The organism is Nocardia sp. NPDC052566, assembly GCF_044547285.1.
Classification (GTDB): Bacteria; Actinomycetota; Actinomycetes; order Mycobacteriales; family Mycobacteriaceae; genus Nocardia.
Window position 1 is genome coordinate 307,429 of record NZ_JBIUAF010000004.1, and the last position, 14,962, is coordinate 322,390.

Consider the following 14,962-nt stretch of genomic DNA (forward strand, 5'->3'; position numbering starts at 1 on the left):
ATTAGGTCCAGCGGCCGGTATAGGTCAGCGCCCGCTGTGCCTCGAACGTCTTCGCCTTCTGGAATGCGGTATCCACGTCGGGGGTGGAGATGTTGATGACCATCGACTGGTCGACCACACCGGGTGCCCCACCCTGCTGGGCACCGCTGGGGCGTTCCACCACCGTCTGCTGCTGATTGACCGCCGCCAGGTTGGCGGCGTCGTCGGCAGCCTTCTTCGCCAACGCGCTGTTGATGGTGTTCGTCGCCTGGGCTTGGGCCTGAAACGCGTAGGGAATCGAATCAGCGCCGACCAAGCCGAGCGCATCCTTGGCGTTTCCGCCGATGAACGCGCCGACCACATCGCCGAATTTGCCGATGCCGTTCTCCAATGTGCCCGCCGTCCCGGCCTTTTCCTTGTCCAGGCCGGGAAAGAGGTTGAGGAAGCCCTTCTTCGCCTCCGCGGAAGCAAGCTGCGACCAGCTCGAGTAGACCGGTCCACCGTCGGCACGGCGCGCCACGTCACCGCTGTTGATCGCTTCGAGCACCGGCCGGTGCACTTGAGTGGCTGCCGCGTTGATCACGAACTCACCGTTGGACAGTAGTGCTGGGATCTTGTCCTCACGTGGGCCACCGGGACCGGAAACAAAGCCGCCGTCGGCCAACTGGACAGCTTTGGCGGGGCGGGCAGGCTTGTCGAATCCGCCCCATCGCTTGGCTTCTCGGATCTTCTTGCCCGATTCGGGTGCGTCGATGATATTCGCAGTGTCGCTCGCGACGATGCCCACATGCATCGGACCGTTGGGGCCGAATTCGCCGAAGATCACGTCGCCCGGCTGCAGCTCATCCATCGAGACCGCCCAATCCCGCGACTGCGCAAGCTGATTGACGGTGTTGGGGCGGAGATCGATCTTCTTGCCCGTACCCTGCCACACGGCGTACTCGACAAGGTGTGAGCAGTCGAAACCGGTCTTCTCGAAGTCCCGGTTCCGGTCTGCGTCACCGCCGTTGTCGGTTGTCCCCAGGCTCGGCCCATCGAGTCCACCGCCACCCCAGGCATAGTCGACGTTGAGCTGGCTACGTGCGGCCGCCACGATGGCGTCGCCGATCGAACCGGTCGGAGCTGGATTCGCCTGCGGTGCGCCCTTTTCCACCGGCTTCTCAGCGGGCGCCGACGGAGCCGGGTTGGCGGCAGGCGCGGGCGGCGCGGGATTCGGCGCGGGTGGCGCGTCGCCGGCGACAACAACGGCGCTGCCGAACAGATCCGCCTCTGCCTGGCGCCGCTTCACCAGTCCCTCGACGCGACCGTTCGAATCGTTGACGAACAGCCCGAACTTCTCCTGAGCGCCCGCGTAATCGCCTTCGTTCAGCCTGGCGAGCACATCGGATCCACCGAAGCCGCCCGCGCCGAGGTTGTAGGTGAAGCTGACCATGGCGTCGAACTGGTTCTGGTTGATCGGCACCTTCACCTTGGTGCGCACCGCGTCCTGCGCCCAGCCGGTGTCGCTGCGCAGGTACTCTTCGGCCTGTTCCGGAGTGATCTTGGCTTCGGTATCGTGCGGCACATCGTTTCCGGTGTGGCCGTAGCCGATGGTCCAGATTCCGTTGGTATCGGTGTAGGCGTAGAACGGGCGACCCGGTTTGCCGTTGCCTTCGAAGCCCTTCAGCAGATCGACGAGTTTGGAACTGGCGCTGAACTCGGAGGCCGGCGCCATGCCTGTCGGACCTGCGGCGGGCTCATCCTTTTTCGGTTCACCGAGCGGCGGATCGGTTGGCTGGCCGCTGCGTTCGAGCGGCTTCAGGTTCTTCCCCCGCAGTTTCGCATCCGGTGCGGTCTTTTCGGGCGCGGCAGGCGGCGCCGGTGCGGCAGCGGCCGGTTGACCGCCCGCCTCGACAGGGGTGCCGAACAACGCCGCTTCATCCGCTCGGCGCTGCTTCAGCTCGAACCCCATGAACTCCTTTTTCGCGCCCTCGTAATCACCTCGGTTCAGCGCCTTGGTGAGGTCGGACTTGGACTCGAGCAGCCATCCACCACCGAGGTTGTAGGCGAAGGACACCAGTGCGTCGAACTGATTCTGGTTGAGCGGCACCGTGATGTTGTCTTTGACCGCGGCCTCGAACCGGACAAGGTCCTTCTGCAGGAACTCGTCGGCCTGCTCAGATGTGATCTTGTAGTCGACATTGTGCTCGAAGTCGTCGCCGGTATGGCCATAACCAATGGTCCAGGCGTGGAACTGTCCATCGTCCTGGTAGGCGTAGAACGGTCGCCCAGGCTTGCCGTTGCCCTCGTGCGCTTTGATGAATTCGCGGCCGTTCTGGCTGGTCCGGAAACTCGATGCGGGTGCGGTAGCGGCGGGAGCGGCAGGCACCTGTTTCGGTGCACCAGGATTGGCTCCCGTCCCTATATCCGGCTTCTGCTCGACAGGTTTGCCCTCTTTAGGCGCTTCCGTCGGTGGATTCGGTGCGGGCGCTGCGGGGGCCTGCGCCCCACCGGGAGCGGTGACCGGTCCAGTTGCCGCCCAGTGCACGTGGTTGCGGTGGTCGGCCATCATGCCTTCGCCGTAGAAGCTCTTCCCGTCGCCGACGAACTCCCCCTGTTTGATATTGCGGTCGAACGGATCATGGATGAGTTCGTGCGTCTGCCCCTTGAAGTTGTCGGCGATGAAGTTCGCCAGAGCGTTCATCTCGGGTGTGTCTTTGGCGTCCCTGCCACCAGGGGTATTCGAGAAGTCGACGGCCCGGCCCTTACCGTGCCAGTCGCTCGCGCCTTCCCGAAAGTCGCTGCTGACAGGCAAATTCGGAAACTTCTCCTTGACCAAGGCAATCATCGAGGCGGCGATCGATTGGTCGATCGGAGGGTTGGACTTGAATTCGACCATCCCGCCGTCGGCGAATTTCGCCGCGCCGCTGTTGATTGCCTCCAGGAGTGGACGATTCGCCGCGGTCGCCGCGGCGTTCACGACGTACTCCCCGTTGGACAGCCAAGCGGGAATCATGTCGTCCCGCGGACCGCCGGGCCCTTGGATTGCGCCGCCGAGGGCCCTTGCCTGCGCGAAAGGCGCTGTGGGTGATCCATCGACGGCGTACTGCGTCGGAATCGCGGTGCGCGCCTTGATACTTACCTCGTCGAGCATGGACGACAGCGCTCTGAGTTGCGCGACGGCGTGACTCGTATCGATGCCGACACTGAGCTCGTTGGTGGCCGCCTGCAGCTGCCGTAATTGCGCGTGCGCCTTGGTGGTATCGAGCCGCACATCCGCCTCGAACGTCGAACCGACGGCGTTCAGCTGAGACTGCACCGCGTCACGGAAGCCGTCCATCAGCTTCGGCTGGATGGTCGCCATGATCTTGCCGGGATCCGGCGTACCGTTGTTATCCGCCATGATTTACGCACCGCCTGATCGGATCGCAGGTATTCGATTGAGTTGTGGATGATTTCGACGCGGAGTGCGTCAAACGGCGCGGTCCGCGTCAACCGACGCAGGCACGATGAATTCGTCGATCAAGCTCTGCATCGACCGCAGGCGCGCTTCCTCACGCACCGTGTCCAGCGCGGTGATCGGACGCGGCATCGGCCTGATGGCAGGCGGGTCGGCGCCCGCGGCCGCGATCACCGCGGCCTGCACCCCCTGGACCGCGTCGATGATGCCGAGCAGTAGGTAGGTGTCGAGGGTGTACCCGTCGGGTGTCGGCTCCTCAGCGGAGGTTTCGCCTTCACCGTCGCCGTTCAGCTCGAGTGCAATGATCTCCTCGGCGATCGCGCGATCCATCGCCAGCGCGGTCTTGTATTGCGAGCCCCGCGGCAGCCGATCCTTGAAGCGCCAGATCGTGCGCCAGTCACGGGTTCGTAAGTCGTTGGGCCCGAAGCAGTCTCGGATGTCGATGCCGCGCTCGAGCAGGTCGTAGTCGAGCGCGGCACCGAAGCGATCCCAGAACTCTACGAGCCCGAGGATCCCCCCGGCAGCTCCGTCGATCCCGCGCCGTAGAAGTAGGCGTACAAGTCCCGCTGGAAGGCGATCCATTCGTCGAAGGGCCGTTCATCGTAAAGGGCTTCGACGGCTCCGAATTGGTCACCCAGCAGGATTCGCAGCTGGGCATCATCACCCTCCGCGTCCCGCATGGCTCGCGCCTGTTTGCGGGTCATCGGCTGGATGACAATGTCTTTCGTCAACCGATACGGTGCTCTGCGGCGCTCGGCCAGCTCCTGTTGTAGCTCATAGAAGCGGCCGACTTCTTCGGACGGGACGGACTTGCGAGTTGCCATAGGGGATCTCCGGTTCGGTGCTGGTGTCAGTCGCGGTTGCGCGCGTGCTTGCCGGTCGCGGCAGGCGCGGCCGTGGTCTCCGCCTGGCGATGGCCGAGCGAGTAGACCGCATTGACGTAGGACGTGGCGTCGAACACCTCGTACTCGTCGGTGCCGTCGGTCATGGTGACGGGGTAGCTGACTGGAATTGCGGACATCGAATGCCTTAGCTCTCTCTCCGATGCGAGTACAGGAAGAAGTGACTGCGTACCGCGACCGGAGAAGCGCGGCACGCAGTCACGATCGAGCCCCTCGGGCTAGCTGACGGTGACGTTGCACGTATCGGTGAGGGCCGCGCCGCCACCAACAGGGGTGTAGGACGCGGTGATGGTCGCACTACCCGCGGCGACGCCGGTGACCACACCGTTCGCGGCGACGGTCGCCTTCGCCGCGGCCGACGAGCTGAACGTCACCGCCGAGGTCGGCAGGATGCCGCCGAGCTGGTCGACGACGGTCAGCGGGGCCGAGTTGTTACCGGTCGCGACCGAAAGCGTCTTCGGGGCAACGGCAATCGAGCTGACGGTGTACAGGATGCCCGACTTGGCGAGCAGCTTCTTCCAGCCGGTGCCGCCGTAGCCGTGTGCCACCGCGTAGCCGGCGTTGTCATCCTTGAACGCGGTGAGGGTGAGCTTCTGCGACAGCACGGTAGTCGGATTCCACTGCTCACCTGCCCACTTGGTGACGGCGACCTTCGGCATCACCTTGAAGATGTAGATCGGGTCGGCGTCGGTGCCGTCCTTGCCGATCACGATCGCGGAGTAGTAGGTGATCTGCGAGGCGGCGGGCTGGGCGAAGCGGACCTCGCCCGACTGGCCGTCGGCTCGCACCTGCGCGAGGTTCGCGTTGGTGGTCAGCGCGATGTTGAGCGCGCTGGTCTGCTGCGGCTCGAACTCGATGGTGGTGATATCGCTGGTGATATCGTCGCGCGTCGGCTGCATTTCGCCATACGATTCGATCGGCGAGGCGGTCACAGCGCGAGCGAAAGCGACACCGGCCTTCTTGTCGATGAGACCCACCGACTGGAAATCCGAAGGCAGCGTCTGCAGCTTGCCGGTGGAGTCGGTGAAGGCCGACGGCACCGGGGTGTACCACGGCGCGAGGAAGACGGCGGCGTCGAGCGGCTTGAGCAGCAGCGAGTTCTTCGCGGCCTTGAGGTCCGACAGATTGGTGGCGGGCAAGGGTATCTCCTTCAGGGGCCCGGTAACCCCGGGCGTGGATACAAACGAATTCACCCCCGCATGAGGTACGGGGGTGCGACCGACCGCTACTGGCGGCGGGCGTGCAGTACGAACCCGAGCTCGACCATCCGGTCGAGCGGATCGAGGTTGGGGAAGTCCGCGGTGCCCTGGCTGCGCTGCAGTGTCGGCGGGTGATAGGCGACGCCCTCGACATCGAGTTCCTCGGACCAGTCGACCAGTACGCCGTTGACCCGCGTGCCAGGTGAACCGAGCACCGCCTCCCGTACCTTCGCGGCGAGTTTCGCGGCGGCGGTGCGGGTTTGCGCAATGGCGACCACTCGCACCTTGGCAATGTAAGTGACCTTGTTGATGTCGTGGCTGCCGCTGAGTTTGCGCACCCAAATCATGGGCAACGCGGCATCGACCAGCGGGCCGGTCGCGGGCAGCGATGCCGCCGTGATCGCGATCGGGGTGAGCAGATCGATGAGTAGCTGCTCGAAATCGGGGAATTCGCCGGGCGCCGGATACGGCGCGGTCACTGCTTCACCTGCACGTCGACGTGCAGAGTGCCGAAGTTGGCATCGCCTTCGTCGTCGGCTTCGGTGTCGTGGTGTTCGGTCATGATCTCTCCAGGAATCGAGGACGAAGACGTCAGAGGCCGAGCAGCGGGAAGATCACGGGCGCGATCTTGATAACCAGCTCGAGCAGGGCGAGGATGACGGTGCCCATCGGGTTCACCTCCTCTCGTTCGTGAAAGTCAGTGGTGCCGAGAGGAATCCGGGACGACTCGGCCCGCTTCTACCAAAGCCTTGAAGGCCAGGTCTTTTCGGCGGCAGTAGTCGGTGGCGCAGGCGCGGTGGACGCGCATGATCTGGTGGGCCTGGTCGATGGTGAGCGGGGCCGTGGGGGTGGCGTGCTTGCCCATTTCCAGTAGTTCGAGGACCTCGTCGTCCATGGCAGCCCTTCGGGTGGGTGGGGTAGGTGGCCCCACCCCCGGTGAGGGGTTACCGGGGGTGGGGCGCGACGCCCCGAGCGCTTCGTCCTTCTGCTACCGCGCGCTTGGCTGCTGCGGGAGATGGGAGCGGTGATTTCGGGGCGGGTATGTGGCAGGCTCTTGCCCGCTTTCATCGTCTTCGAAGAGGTTTCGGGGGCGTGCCACAGTCTTTGGGCAGGGCTGAGATGCCCTGGCGTGGAACGGCTTCGGCCCCGGCTCACCGGAGTGAGACGGGGCCGAAGCCGAACGTGTCTATGAAAGATGTTGGAAGTCAGGGGGTTCCGGAGAAACCGGATGAGGGCGCAGCTCTGGCGCTGCACTCAGCTTCACCTAAGCGCGCCACGATGTCAACCCCGGAATACAAAACCTCTGGAAATATGCAGGTAGAACGCACTTTTCAGCGCACTCGACTCGGCTCACAGCCCGGCTGCTCCTCCCCGACAAAGGAGCAGACAGGCAATGTGCCGAGGCTGGGCCTCGGCACACTCTCACGCAAACAGCGAACAGGGATCCCGGCCCAACAAAAGGGCCGCTGTGATGAGGTCACACAGTGTGGCTCGATCCTGCGAAATTCGACGTTCCACGTCGATACCCAACCCCTCGCGCACCCGGTGCAACGACTCCGCATCAAACAAATGGGCGAACACTAACCCACTCTTCTCATCCACCTGGCAACTCCACGCACCTAAGACCTCCGTGGTGACGTCCATAACAAGTAGGAGACGACACCCCGGAGGTGCAACACACCCTTGCTCGGAGCCATTACTGTTCGCGAGCGGTATCAGTTTCGAGTTTGCGTAGTTCATCTGTCAACTGCCCTAAACCCCACAGTCCGTGCGGCCGACCCGCACAAAGTGTGCGGGATCGATGCTGGGAGGTGAGCGGGGTGGCTGACCAGCGTTCCCCGATCGGGAAGTACATCCGCGAGAGACGCGAGGCGTCCGGGTTGACCCGTCAGCAGCTCGCGGATCGCACGAAGTTGTCGCTATCGCTGATCGAGAAGGTCGAGCTCGGCTCGCGGGAGCCGACGATCAATGCGCTCGGGCACCTATTCGACGCGTTGCTGGTGCCGATCCCGTATCGGAAGCACGTGCTTACGCTGACGATGCCGAATATGTTCGAGAACTCGATGGGGCCCGGGCCGGGTGTGCCGACTCCCGACGACATCACCGATCTCGAAAGCCTAGGTCATCCGGCCTGTTTACAAAAGATGCCGAGCTATGACCTGGTCGCGGTGAACGCCGCCTTCGCTCGCACATTCCCGGGCCTGGGGGCCGGATCGAATGTCATCGAATGGATGTTCCTGGATCCGGTGGCGAAAACCGTCATGACGGAGTGGCACAAGGAAGCGCATTTGATGGTCTTCGCGTTTCGCATGCTGGCACCCGGGCTGGTGCCGACCTCGCGGGTCGCGGAGATCGCGGAACGATGCCGCGCGGCGCCGGAGTGGAATTACATGTGGACGGCCGAGGTTCCGCCGGAGCACATCGTGCGAGATCGGGTTCTGATTCAGGACCCGGTGTCGAAACAGATCCGGCGGATGATCATGCGGTTGTACAGTCCGGAATTTCCGACCAGACCGTGGTGGCTGTATCGGGTCATTCCCGCTGGTTGAACCGGCCGCCCCGCCTGATGTCCGGGGCGGCCCGCCTATTCGAACTAATCGGTCTTCTTGCCCGCGGAAATGGAGACAAGGGTCTTGGCCAGCTCGGTGATGGCCGAGCTCGAGCCGGTGGTGGTGGTGTCATCGCCGACCGAAGTCGCCACGGGAGCCTCATCGAGAGGGATCGTCGGGGCGGCGTTGGCCACGCTCGCGCCAGCGAAAACAATGCCTGCGGTAGCGGCGAATGCAATACCGAACACGCGAATCTTGCTCATAAAAAACTTCCCCTAGAAGTATGCCGAAGAATTTGCCCTCCGCCGACGCCCGCGGTGCGATCGACCGACTTTTTCTATCACACGAATTAACCGTGCAGTAAGGACCGCACCCGCCAAGTGAACAGCGATCGTTGCTGACCGATAACGGGTCTCTCACTGTGTGATCCATCGACTTGACGCCTGCACAAGTGCGCACCCTGCCCCTATTTCCATGGGCGCTTCGTGCGATCACACCACGAAACCGACGCGTGGCGGCGCCGTATTCGACCCACCTTCAGCAGATTTCACGGTTCATCACGAACACGGCTACGGCGCCCGCGAGCAACCACCCCCGCGCCGACATACATGGGACGACCGCCTTGTTGAACAACCGTCCGGATGCAGCTACCCATGGGTTAAACTGTGATTAACCTCATAGACGAATCCGTAAGACTGTGCCCCACAGGGGTTTCCAGTCATCTATAGAGGTCAGGCTGAACGCTTCTCGGAGCGGCCGCGACGCCGAACCGGATGTGCCAGATGCTCATCCAGCACCTGCCCGACCGCATAGAGCTCCGGCCAATCCAGCGCCCACGGCCCGGGCAGCGGCGCGATCTTGCCCGCGTCACGCAATGTCTGGATCCGGCGAACAGTGAGGTTGCGAAACGGCTCACCCAATTCCTTTGCCAGCGCCGCGATCCCGGAAGCATTCAAACGATGCCGCCGCGCCCGCTCGACCTCGGACTGCTCCAGCACCACCGGCGCCTGCGGCGGGCAAATGATGTTCAGCGCGGCTCGGCACACCGTACGAATTTCGCCGAGCGCCCCATCGGCGCCCTCGGTCATCGCCAGCGCGATCAGATTCCGATCCAGCCAGCGTGCCAGCCCGGAAGTCGATGACGCACCGGAGTATTCGAGCGCGCGCTGCTCGCACACCAACCGCACCCAGGACACGAGCACCGCGTGCATCTCCTCGGCGGCGCGGGCTGCCGCTGGGTTGTAGGGCAGCGGCTGCTCGCTCGGCCTGCGGTGCATCCGGTAGTCGCCGCGGCTGGAGAGCCGGGACTGTCTGGTCCGTGCGATGGCGAGATCCTCGGCCAGATCCGGGATCTCGCGCAGCAGATCGGCTAGGGCGCGCAGATCGGCGCGGTCGATGTAGAGGTGGTTGGGGTTCTCGGTCATCGCCGATCCCCGTGGGCATCCCGGCACGTGGTGGTCGTCATGATGTTTCCTCTTCTGTGGAATGCCAGTGGTCTAGCGAGGTGACGGTGAGGTGGTCGCAGCGCAGGACGGGTGGGTCCGGATTCACGGCGAGCAGTTCGGCGGGCGGATGCCGCCAGCCCGCGTCGTCGCACATCGAGCAGCGGCGGGCGGCATCGCGGCGTTGCACCGCGTCGGCGCGAATATCGCTGCTGTGCAAGGCGTCCCATCGCTCGCGGTGACGGCGAGCGTCGGCGCACGCGCCGCAGGGCGGTGGCGCCGAGTGGGTGCGATGCTGTGGGCAACGGCGGGCAGGTGGTTCGAAGGCTGCCGCGGCGCCCCCTGAAGCTTTTCCAAGGTCAGGGCCAGGGACAGGGGTTGGATTTCGCTTCGGCGTTTGCTTGGCACGAACGGAAGCGGATGCTTCGGCAGGTGGTGAAGCAAGTGCTTGCGCCTTCTGCTGCCGGAGCCGCCCGGAGATCTGCCCACCCTTGCGTCCGGCCTCGGCGCGTTTGCGCCGCCTGTCCTCGATTTCGGCCTTGGACATCTGCCGTTCGCCCCAGCCGTGGAATCGGTAGCCGCCGTCGGCGGTGACCCATAACCCCACGTCCACAAGCTTTTTCGCCTGTGCGGAGGAACCGAGTCCGCGCACGATCGCGATGGGGATGTAGCCCTCGGTGAGTTGCTGCATCGACCACGACCCCGCGCGCACCCACAGCCCCATGGCCGCATTGCCGGCGGCGATCGCCTTCGGATGGAAGCCGAGCTGGTCGTCGACTTGGAACCAGGGCATCAGCGTGCCCCCTCGACCACCTCACGGTTGATCACCTCGGCGAGCCGCCGAGTGTGGCCGTGCCGGATGTAGTCGTCGGTGTGCCGTCCGTCCAGGAGGTAACCGCGCGCGTATGCCACGGCGCCACCCCAGGTGCGCCAGTGCGCCGGTGACCACCAGCGCTGCAGCTCGCGGCGGGTCGCGACGTCGACGAGGCTCTGCCCCCAGCGCAGCATCGCCAGCGGGCTGGCCATGCTGAAGTATCCGGTGAGGTCGGCGACCAGCCGCAGCGGGTTGCCCGCGGGCAGCGCGGTGATCGGATCACCTTTCGCGGCAGCCCAATACGTCGGCACCCCGGTGACCGGTCGCTGGCCGACGATGCCGAAACCACCGGGATCGGCATCGATGCACGCGCCCTCCGGGCGCAGCGGGTCGGCGATCAACGCGCAGGCGACGACCTCGAGGTGCGGCAGCTCGCCGCGGCCGATCTCGGCGGCGACGTTCCCAGCGATCGCCGCACCCTGGGAGTATCCGGCGAGCACCACCCGGTTCGGCGTCGCCTCGATGGCCTCGATCAGCGCGCGGCGTCCCGCCGCGACACTGTCCTGGTAGGTGACCTGCTTACCGTAATCGGCCGGATACGGAACCATCTGTGGCGCGAAGCGTTTTGGATCCAGCGCGTCGGCGAAGGTGCGCGAGACGCCCTCCCCATTCGGATTCCAGGTACCGCCGACTATCAAGACGTCGAAAACCTCGGCCGTGCTGGTCAAGTCCCGTACGCGACGACTGAATGACCCGAAAATTGTCATGGCTCAGGGCCTTTCGTTTCGATGACGAACTCACCCGGCGAGCTGTGAACGCTCGCGGGTTCGATGAAGTGATGAATCGCGCTCAGCGAGCAGCGCTGAGAATCGGGCCGTGGCTGGCCCCGTGGGTGCCGCAGTGATCACACGAACCGGACTGCGGGACAACGGATTCGAATCGCAGATTGGCAGGATGGGTGGCGATGGAATTACCGAGTTCTGCCCAGATGGGGTTGGGATATCCGTAGTCGACGTAGACCATCCGGTGGTCGACGTCGGTGATGACGCCGTACTCCATGCCACCGCGCTCGCCCGCGGGCGTCGGCGGCACGAACACCACCCGCTCGCCGATGCGATGCCGGAACGGCTCGAGCGCGGGGTCGACGGCGCGTCTGCGCGGCGGACTCCACCGGGCTTTCATTCGGCGCCCTGTTCGCCGGACGGCAGGGCGACGAGTGTCGTGCTGCGCACCCGCGCATCGCGCGGATCGTGAATCATGACGAGCGCGACGGCGTGCGGCTCGGTGCCGGATAGGTACGGCAGACCCGATACGCCCGCGCGCCACTCCCCGAATCCGTCGAGCCGCGGCATGCTCCGCGCGGCACGATCCACCGCGCTCGCGGCGGTTGCTGACAGGTCGCTCATGACCGCCATCCGGCCGGGAAATCAGAAGTGATTTGTCTCACAGTATGTTTAGGCGAAGCCGGGCGCGCCGCGCGGAGGACTGGACGAATGACCATCACAGCTCCTCTTCGGCGGGCACCAAGTCGGCGACGCGGCAATCCAGAACGGCCGCAAGGTGAACGAGTTCGAAGAGATCGAACGAATCCTGTGCGGCGAGCCGTCTGTGTAGCGCGGAAGCCGGGAGACCGGACCGGCGCACGAGTTCGTCCGGACTGAGCCCCGCTTCGAGCATGGCGTGCCGCACCTTCTCGGCAACCAAGCGGTCGAGATGTTCCATACGGAGCACACTAAGGTCCGTTTGGACCTGTTGCAACTCATTGCGGACTACCAAACGGAAGATTGCCGACACGCTGCGTAAAACCCGCCGGTTTCGGGCATGTCGTTTGCCAGGTAGCCGTTCGGACCTCAGAATGGTCCGTATGGGTGTGAAAAAGGTGGCTTCGGACATCAACCGCGCGGTGGGGAACGAACTGAGGGCCGCACGCGCGCGGCGCGATCTGACGCGTCCGCAACTCGCGGCGCTGACCGGGTTGGGGGTCAGCACGATTCAACGCTTCGAGAACGGCGACCGCTCGCCGGACATGCAACAGCTGCACGCGCTGTGCACCGCATTGGATATCCCCATGCGCGACTTCGTATCGCTCGCGCTACGCGACGTCGAACGCCCCGAGGATTAGCCCGGCACAGCGGAGACGCCGCGGCCACCCCATGGGTCGCGGCGAACTGACGGCCGTGTCGGGAACGGCGACGGCCGAAACGGCCGTGCGATCAGTCGGCGCTACGCGCAGCGTTCACTGGCATCGACGTCCGCGATGCCCGCGGCTGCCTCCGCGTACTGGAGCACAGCTTCCACCGGATCCACCTCCATCGACCACGCCGCCAACACCACGTCACACAGCGTCGCCTTGCCCTGCACAACCCGCAGGGCTGCCTCTTCACCCATAGCCGTACCCAGCATTGCTGCGGCGCTGGCGGTTCGCGCCGGCACGAACTCTGCTACTGAGTTGTTCTGGTCCACGACCAAGTTCCCCTTCACTCGCTCTACCTTGAGCCCAGCTTCCGGAACAGAACAGAACGGACGTCCCGGAATCTGGCGTAGTTATATCCCATCGGCGAAGGGGTTGCTCACCAAAGTTGCGCGGCGTCATCGGGATTCATTGCGCCACAAGCAAACTCATGACTCGACAAGCGATTGCCGAATGTTAGCCGCCTAGGGGTTGGCGGCGAGAGTTCCGGCGGCTATTCACATTTCACGACAGGGATCGGGTCGTACTTGACTGTCCTTGTGCTGCGCGAGATTTCGCGCCCCGTCTTGCGGTCGCTGATCACCCTGGTGTCGGAGATGGTGAACCCCGGCGCACCCTCCGCGGCGATGCAGTCCTTGCCCTTCGGCAGTTTGACCGTCGTCGGTTCGGTCGGCTTGGTGCGCTCGCCGGTCACCGAGGTGACGTTCACCGTCTTGACGCCCCACAGCCGCACGGTGATCTCGGAGCCGGTGGCCGAAGTCTCGATGTAGACACCGGTTTGGGTGTTGTTCTTGAAACGCAGATCGATGGCGCCGTCGAAGACGGTGGCCTCGCGCGCGGCCGGATACCGTGAGATGTAGTAGCTGTGCTCGGTGTGGCCCGCGTCCTCCATCCCGGCGAAGTACGCGGCGTTGTACAGGGTGGTGGCGAATTGGCTGATCCCGCCGCCGACGGCGGTGCTCGGCCTGCCGTGATCGATGATGCCGGATTCGACGTACCCCTCGGCGGTGCCGCGCGGACCGGTGAAGTCGTTGAGCGAGAAGGTTTCTCCGGGCTTGACGATCGCTCCGTCGACCTTCTTGGCGACCGTGCGGATGTTCACGCCGGACGGACCGCTGAAGCCGCTGGTGGTGAACGTCCCCATCACCTCGGTGATCCCGAGCGCGTTGGCGGCCTCGGTGGTGAGTTTCGGTTCCACCTTCTCGTACACCGCCTGCGCCGTCCGGTCCGGCGGCGCGACGATCAGGGCGGGCAACTGCTCCAGCGTCTTCGGCCAATTGATCTTGTCGCCGACGACGGCGGGCACCACCTTGGCCGTGGTACTGCTCAGCGCGAAGGTGGCGTCCTTCGCCTCGATTTCGGAACTCGCCAGCTGCGGACCCAGCAAACCGATAGCGACATCTTGATCGAAGGTCGGAGCGAGGCCGCCCTGGCCGTCCGGAGTGAAGGACAGGATGGTCGCAATCTGCGCGGGCTCCAGCTTCGCCGCGGCGCCCTTGCCCGCGAAGGTGATCGGCGCGCGCACCGCGGGCTCGGCGATCTCGCGCAGCGCCTTGCCGACGGACTCGGGCCGCACGGTCATCGGCGCCGCGGTCTCCGGCAGGTCGATCGGACGCGCGAGCATCCACTGCTCGATCAGCATCCGCCTGGCCGCGTCCACGTCCAGCACGCGACCCGGAACCGGCGGTACCGCAACGGGTTTGGCGTTCTCGAAGACGACGGTGCCCTCGACCGTCGGCCGGTCGTGCACCCGCAGCGCGCTGATCTGGCGATTGAGCGCGACATCGTCGACCGTGCTCGCGACCGGCACCGCATGAGTGGTGAAGAACGAGGCGAGCCGGGTGATCGGGTTGAGTGGCTGACTGCCGATGCGCGACCAGGTTGTCTCCCAGTCGATTTCGAGACCGGCGGCGTTCGGCACGATCGATGAGCTCATATCGCCGATCTGGACCGGCAGCTCCTGGCCCGCGCGCGGCTCCAGCGCGGCGCGCAGCCTGGCGTCGGCGGATCCCGGGCTCATACCGCCGATATCGACGCCTGCCACCACCGCGCCGCGCGGAACCTCACCCGAGGAAAGCACCAGATCGACGACATACGCGAGCCCGGTGAGCGCGACGAGCACGCCGACCGCGATACCGACGCGCTTGACAACAGGCGAGCTCAGCCGGGATTTCGGGGGTTCCTCCCTCGGAGGGCGGGTGGCCCAGCGGCCGTCCGCGGGCTCGGCGCGCTGCTGCACCACCAGCGGCACGGTCGGCGCCGACGCGTCATCCCATTCCGTGGCGGCCTCGGGTTCGTCGACCCGGTTCGATTCGAGCAGCCGCCGCAGTCCGACTTCGTCGCCCTGCTTTCGGCCGCGACCGCGGCGTTCGGTAGTCGACTCGCTCGTCACGAACCGTCCTCCCCGCTCGGTTGATGTGGAGCTCGCACGGCGCGCGCTCTCCGCC

The 14,962-nt window shown here is 65.0% G+C and carries 18 protein-coding genes; 2 read left to right on the forward strand and 16 right to left on the reverse strand.

From position 1 onward, the window contains the following. Position 1: 1 nt before the first annotated feature. From ACIG5A_RS21165 to ACIG5A_RS21195, 7 genes are all read right to left on the reverse strand, one after another. Positions 2 to 3,361, reverse strand: a complete 3,360-nt coding sequence (locus tag ACIG5A_RS21165; RefSeq protein WP_397242467.1) for a glycoside hydrolase family protein — start codon at positions 3,359 to 3,361, stop codon at positions 2 to 4. Between the two features lie 69 nt (positions 3,362 to 3,430). Next, on the reverse strand, positions 3,431 to 4,000 hold the full coding sequence (locus ACIG5A_RS21170; protein WP_397242469.1) for a hypothetical protein: 570 nt from the start codon (positions 3,998 to 4,000) through the stop codon (positions 3,431 to 3,433). Beyond that, positions 3,916 to 4,242, reverse strand: coding sequence for a hypothetical protein (locus ACIG5A_RS21175; protein ID WP_397242471.1), 327 nt, complete (start codon positions 4,240 to 4,242; stop codon positions 3,916 to 3,918). The genes ACIG5A_RS21170 and ACIG5A_RS21175 overlap by 85 nt, the downstream gene beginning before the upstream one ends. Before the next feature lie 26 nt (positions 4,243 to 4,268). Next, positions 4,269 to 4,439 (reverse strand): hypothetical protein, encoded by a 171-nt coding sequence (locus tag ACIG5A_RS21180; RefSeq protein ID WP_397242473.1) that lies wholly within the window; start codon positions 4,437 to 4,439, stop codon positions 4,269 to 4,271. Between the two features lie 99 nt (positions 4,440 to 4,538). After that, complete coding sequence (locus ACIG5A_RS21185; protein ID WP_397242475.1) at positions 4,539 to 5,459, reverse strand: Ig-like domain-containing protein; 921 nt, start codon at positions 5,457 to 5,459, stop codon at positions 4,539 to 4,541. An 86-nt stretch (positions 5,460 to 5,545) separates the two neighbouring features. After that, on the reverse strand, positions 5,546 to 5,998 hold the full coding sequence (locus ACIG5A_RS21190) for a hypothetical protein (protein ID WP_397242477.1): 453 nt from the start codon (positions 5,996 to 5,998) through the stop codon (positions 5,546 to 5,548). 218 nt (positions 5,999 to 6,216) lie between these two features. Further along, positions 6,217 to 6,414, reverse strand: a complete 198-nt coding sequence (locus ACIG5A_RS21195) for a hypothetical protein (RefSeq protein WP_397242479.1) — start codon at positions 6,412 to 6,414, stop codon at positions 6,217 to 6,219. Between the two features lie 925 nt (positions 6,415 to 7,339). Here ACIG5A_RS21195 and ACIG5A_RS21200 point away from each other — a divergent pair. Then, positions 7,340 to 8,068, forward strand: coding sequence for a helix-turn-helix domain-containing protein (locus tag ACIG5A_RS21200; RefSeq protein ID WP_397242481.1), 729 nt, complete (start codon positions 7,340 to 7,342; stop codon positions 8,066 to 8,068). 44 nt (positions 8,069 to 8,112) lie between these two features. On the opposite strand, the gene ACIG5A_RS21205 is transcribed toward ACIG5A_RS21200, so the two are convergent. The 7 genes from ACIG5A_RS21205 to ACIG5A_RS21235 form a co-directional block, all read right to left on the reverse strand. Continuing rightward, the gene (locus tag ACIG5A_RS21205; protein ID WP_397242483.1) at positions 8,113 to 8,331 is read right to left on the reverse strand and encodes a hypothetical protein; all 219 of its coding nucleotides are present in this window, start codon (positions 8,329 to 8,331) and stop codon (positions 8,113 to 8,115) included. Between the two features lie 468 nt (positions 8,332 to 8,799). Then, positions 8,800 to 9,492, reverse strand: coding sequence for a hypothetical protein (locus ACIG5A_RS21210; protein WP_397242485.1), 693 nt, complete (start codon positions 9,490 to 9,492; stop codon positions 8,800 to 8,802). A 37-nt stretch (positions 9,493 to 9,529) separates the two neighbouring features. Beyond that, positions 9,530 to 10,303, reverse strand: a complete 774-nt coding sequence (locus ACIG5A_RS21215; RefSeq protein WP_397242487.1) for a hypothetical protein — start codon at positions 10,301 to 10,303, stop codon at positions 9,530 to 9,532. Further along, complete coding sequence (locus ACIG5A_RS21220) at positions 10,303 to 11,052, reverse strand: alpha/beta fold hydrolase (protein ID WP_397242489.1); 750 nt, start codon at positions 11,050 to 11,052, stop codon at positions 10,303 to 10,305. Before ACIG5A_RS21220 ends, ACIG5A_RS21215 begins: the two co-directional genes overlap by 1 nt. A 121-nt stretch (positions 11,053 to 11,173) precedes the next feature. Continuing rightward, positions 11,174 to 11,506, reverse strand: coding sequence for a hypothetical protein (locus ACIG5A_RS21225; RefSeq protein ID WP_397242491.1), 333 nt, complete (start codon positions 11,504 to 11,506; stop codon positions 11,174 to 11,176). After that, positions 11,503 to 11,730: a hypothetical protein gene (locus ACIG5A_RS21230; protein WP_397242493.1), complete on the reverse strand. Its 228-nt coding sequence runs from the start codon at positions 11,728 to 11,730 to the stop codon at positions 11,503 to 11,505. The genes ACIG5A_RS21225 and ACIG5A_RS21230 overlap by 4 nt, the downstream gene beginning before the upstream one ends. A gap of 94 nt (positions 11,731 to 11,824) precedes the next feature. Next, positions 11,825 to 12,046, reverse strand: a complete 222-nt coding sequence (locus tag ACIG5A_RS21235; protein ID WP_397242495.1) for a helix-turn-helix domain-containing protein — start codon at positions 12,044 to 12,046, stop codon at positions 11,825 to 11,827. Between the two features lie 142 nt (positions 12,047 to 12,188). On the opposite strand from ACIG5A_RS21235, the gene ACIG5A_RS21240 reads away from it, so the two are divergent. Continuing rightward, entirely contained in the window at positions 12,189 to 12,446 is a 258-nt protein-coding gene (locus ACIG5A_RS21240) for a helix-turn-helix domain-containing protein (RefSeq protein WP_397242497.1), read from the forward strand. A gap of 101 nt (positions 12,447 to 12,547) precedes the next feature. On the opposite strand, the gene ACIG5A_RS21245 is transcribed toward ACIG5A_RS21240, so the two are convergent. Both ACIG5A_RS21245 and ACIG5A_RS21250 read right to left on the reverse strand, forming a co-directional pair. Beyond that, the gene (locus ACIG5A_RS21245; RefSeq protein WP_397242499.1) at positions 12,548 to 12,787 is read right to left on the reverse strand and encodes a hypothetical protein; all 240 of its coding nucleotides are present in this window, start codon (positions 12,785 to 12,787) and stop codon (positions 12,548 to 12,550) included. A gap of 221 nt (positions 12,788 to 13,008) precedes the next feature. Continuing rightward, positions 13,009 to 14,907 (reverse strand): VanW family protein, encoded by a 1,899-nt coding sequence (locus ACIG5A_RS21250; RefSeq protein WP_397242501.1) that lies wholly within the window; start codon positions 14,905 to 14,907, stop codon positions 13,009 to 13,011. Between the last annotated feature and the right edge of the window lie 55 nt (positions 14,908 to 14,962).